This window comes from Protofrankia sp. Cr1 (assembly GCF_963555865.1).
GTDB lineage: Bacteria > Actinomycetota > Actinomycetes > Frankiales > Frankiaceae > Protofrankia.
Map to the genome: position 1 here is coordinate 1 of NZ_CAUVXO010000589.1, position 3,137 is coordinate 3,137.

The following is a 3,137-nucleotide window of genomic DNA, read 5'->3' on the forward strand; positions in this document are numbered from 1 at the left end:
GGTGGGCCGACCGCACTGGGCCGGGTCCGTCGCTTGCTACGACCTGCGCACCCCCTCGGCGTCGCCCGTACGACTCTGGGCGCTACGGCGGTGGCCGCCGTGCTGCTCATCCCGGCCGTCGTCGCCGCCGGCCCGGTCCTGGCCTCCACCCACACCGCCTACTGCCCGCTGTATGCAGCCCCACCAGCCGGCTGACCGGGACCGCTGTGGACGGTGAGTGAGGTCTCGGGAGACGCACAGATGGGCGAACGGCGGCGAGCTGGCGCGCGGACGCGGCACGTCCGTGTAATGGTCGCCGCCTGCCTGGTGGCAGCCATGGACAGCGGGCAGACGAGCACGACCAGCACCGGCGCGGCAACGCCGCCGCCAGGCACCGCCACCTAGCCGACAACCGCGACCACCGCCAGACCGGCGATGACCTTCGGGTTCAGGCAGCAACGCAACGACTTCATGATGTCCCCCTCACCGTCTGCCCTCTCGACCGCCAGCGACGGCCGGGTAAACCGCAGCCCCAGCGCTCGCGACGGCCAGCCGGGCATTGCTACTATTCACCTTAGTACGTGGTCGGTCGGAGTAGGTGAGGCGGAGGCCGGGTGCCGGATGCATGAACTGGTGGTAGGCACGACCCCGCTAGCGGGCCGACTACGGCGGCGCCCCCCGCTACACCATGTACGTGCCGGTGACCCGCCTGCTCACCGACCTGCGCACCGGGCAACGCCCGTCATGACAGGCACACCCACCAGCGCCACCCCTCCACCGGCCGCCTGGGCGGTCACGGTGACGTTACTCACCCAGGCCGACTGCACGCTGTGCGACCACGCCAAGGCCGTCCTCGCCCGCGTCGCGCGCGATCATCCCCTCACCGTCGAAGAGGTCACCCTGGACAGCGACGCCGGCCGAACGCTCGCCGCACAGGCGGGGATGCTGTTCGCGCCGGGTGTGCTGGTGGACGGCGCACCGTTCTCCTACGGCCGGCTCTCCGAACGCCGGCTACGCCGCACGCTCGCGCGCCTGCCTCCCTCGCCAGCACGATCTGCGCACCCATCCGGACCCGCCGCCGCTGGAACGGAAGGCAGCCGGACGCCGGACGCGGCACCTCCGCAAACGGCGGATCATCACCGACCGGCGAGGTACTGATGGCCGCGGGCGGGGAACCGTGAGCCACACCCGGCGTGCGGCCAGCCTGATGGTCTTCGCGGCGGGGCTGATCCTGATACCCGCGGCGCCGGCCTCCGCGCACGCGGCGCTGCTGACGACCAGCCCGCCAGCCGGCTATTCCGTCTCCAGCTCCCCGACACAGCTCACGCTGATCTTCAACGAGCCCGTCACCATCCACGGGCAGGCGCTGACCTTACATGGGCAGGCTCGGGGGCCGATCCCGCTGTCCACGCCGGCCGTCGCCGATGCGGGCCGGCGGCTGTCGGCACGACCGGACGCCGTGCTGCCCCCAGGCCGGTACACCGTGGACTGGCAGGTCGTCGCCGACGACGGCGACATCGTCACCGGCAGCGTCGGCTTCGCCGTCGGGATACCCGCCGCGACCGGCGGCGACGCCCGTGCCGCCGGCACCCGAGGGTTAGTAACGGCGGCGGTGCTGCGCTGGCTGCTGTTCACCGGGCTGGCGCTGGTACTCGGCGGCGCGGTCGGCGCCGAGCTGACCGGCCGGACGCAGCGTCGCACCCCAGCGGGTGAGACCGTGCCGGCCGTAGCACCGTTGCTGCGTTCTGGCAGCCTGCTCGGCTTCACCGCCGCGGTCGGCCTGGCCGTCCACCTGCTCGGTGACGGCAGCATCGCCGATGGACTACGGCGACTGTCGCTGTCCGGGCTGGCAGACACCGTGCCCGGCCGGATCACCCTCGTCGAGGCCCTCGGTTTCGCCGTCGCCGTCGGGCTGGCGACCCTGCGCCGCCCCCGCGGCCTCATCGTCGTTCCGATGGTGGCGGTGGTCGGTGCGGAGGCGTGGCGTAGCCACCTGACCGCGGCGGCGCCCGACTGGGGTGCTCTCGTCACTGCGATCCACCTGACCGCGGCGGCGATCTGGGTGGGTACGCTCCTGCACGTCGTCCGCGTCGCCGCCCGTATGCGACACAGCCCGCTCGCGGTGCGGGCGCTGCTCGCCGGATACAGCCGGATCGCCCTCGGCCTGTTCCTCGTCGTGGTCGCCACCGGCACCCTCACCTCCATCGAGCTCGTCCCGAACCTGCCCGCGCTCCTCCACACCGGCTACGGCCGGGTGCTGCTGGTCAAACTCGGACTCGTCACCCTCACCGTCGCCCTCGCGTTGGCCGCCCGCCGACACCTGGCCCGGACCCGGCCCACCGCCACCGCCACCGCCACCGCCACCGGACCAGGCACGGTGCCCGACACAGGACGGCCTGCCGGCGCGGCACGCATCGAACGCACCGCCCTGGTCGGCGTCCTGGCGTTGACCGGCCTGCTGGTATCCATGACCCCGGCCGCCCCCATCAGTACCGACCTGGCGTTCCCGCCACCACCGGACGGGCCGACCCTCCGGCTGGCCAGCCTCGCCGGCCAGGTCACCGTCGCGATCGCCGCCAGCGACGGACAACTGGAAGTCCGCCTCGCCGTGCCCGAGGACACCCCGACCAGCCAGCCCCACCTCCGGCTGACCGCCGAACTCACCGCCGCCGGGGTCAGACGAACCCTCACAGTGCAACGCTGCGGCACCGGCTGCTACCTGGCGCCGGTCAGCTGGGCCTCCCCCGACAGCCAGCTCACCCTGCACACCACCGCGGACGGGTGGACCGGCGGTACCACCACCCTCACCATCCCCTGGCCCCCGGCATCCGATGCCACCCTGCTCACCCAGGTGATCGACACGATGCGGGCGGTCGAATCCCTGACCCTGCACGAAACCGTCACCAGCAACACCGCGGCTGCCGCACCATCGGGCACCGACACGCCGATGAGCGGAGAGCGGTTCCTCGACGTTGAGCCCTACGGCGCCGCCGCACCCACCGACGGGACCATCCTGAGCCGCCGGGACGGACACACCCAGCTCGCCTTCGCGCTCGTCCCCTCACGCTTCTACTTCGTCCTCGACGTCGGAACCGACCATCGGATCCTCCACGAGACGATCACCGCACCCGGCCACCTCCTCGCACGCACCTTCGACT

3 protein-coding genes and 1 pseudogene are annotated in these 3,137 nt (G+C 72.5%); 3 read left to right on the forward strand and 1 reads right to left on the reverse strand.

Annotation, left to right across the window (positions count from 1 at the left end; translation table 11 throughout):
* Positions 1 to 195: pseudogene (locus U9980_RS26285) on the forward strand (hypothetical protein); the annotation flags it as partial.
* A 185-nt stretch (positions 196 to 380) separates the two neighbouring features.
* Here U9980_RS26285 and U9980_RS26290 read toward each other — a convergent pair.
* A complete protein-coding gene (locus U9980_RS26290; RefSeq protein ID WP_322770387.1) occupies positions 381 to 539 on the reverse strand; it encodes a hypothetical protein in 159 nt (52 codons plus the stop codon).
* A 184-nt stretch (positions 540 to 723) separates the two neighbouring features.
* Between U9980_RS26290 and U9980_RS26295 the strand changes: the two genes are divergently transcribed.
* Both U9980_RS26295 and U9980_RS26300 read left to right on the forward strand, forming a co-directional pair.
* The gene (locus tag U9980_RS26295) at positions 724 to 1,137 is read left to right on the forward strand and encodes a glutaredoxin family protein (protein WP_322770388.1); all 414 of its coding nucleotides are present in this window, start codon (positions 724 to 726) and stop codon (positions 1,135 to 1,137) included.
* Positions 1,138 to 1,156: 19 nt separating this feature from the next.
* Positions 1,157 to 3,137 (forward strand): copper resistance CopC/CopD family protein (locus tag U9980_RS26300; protein WP_322770389.1); only part of this gene is annotated, 1,981 nt, incomplete at its 3' end.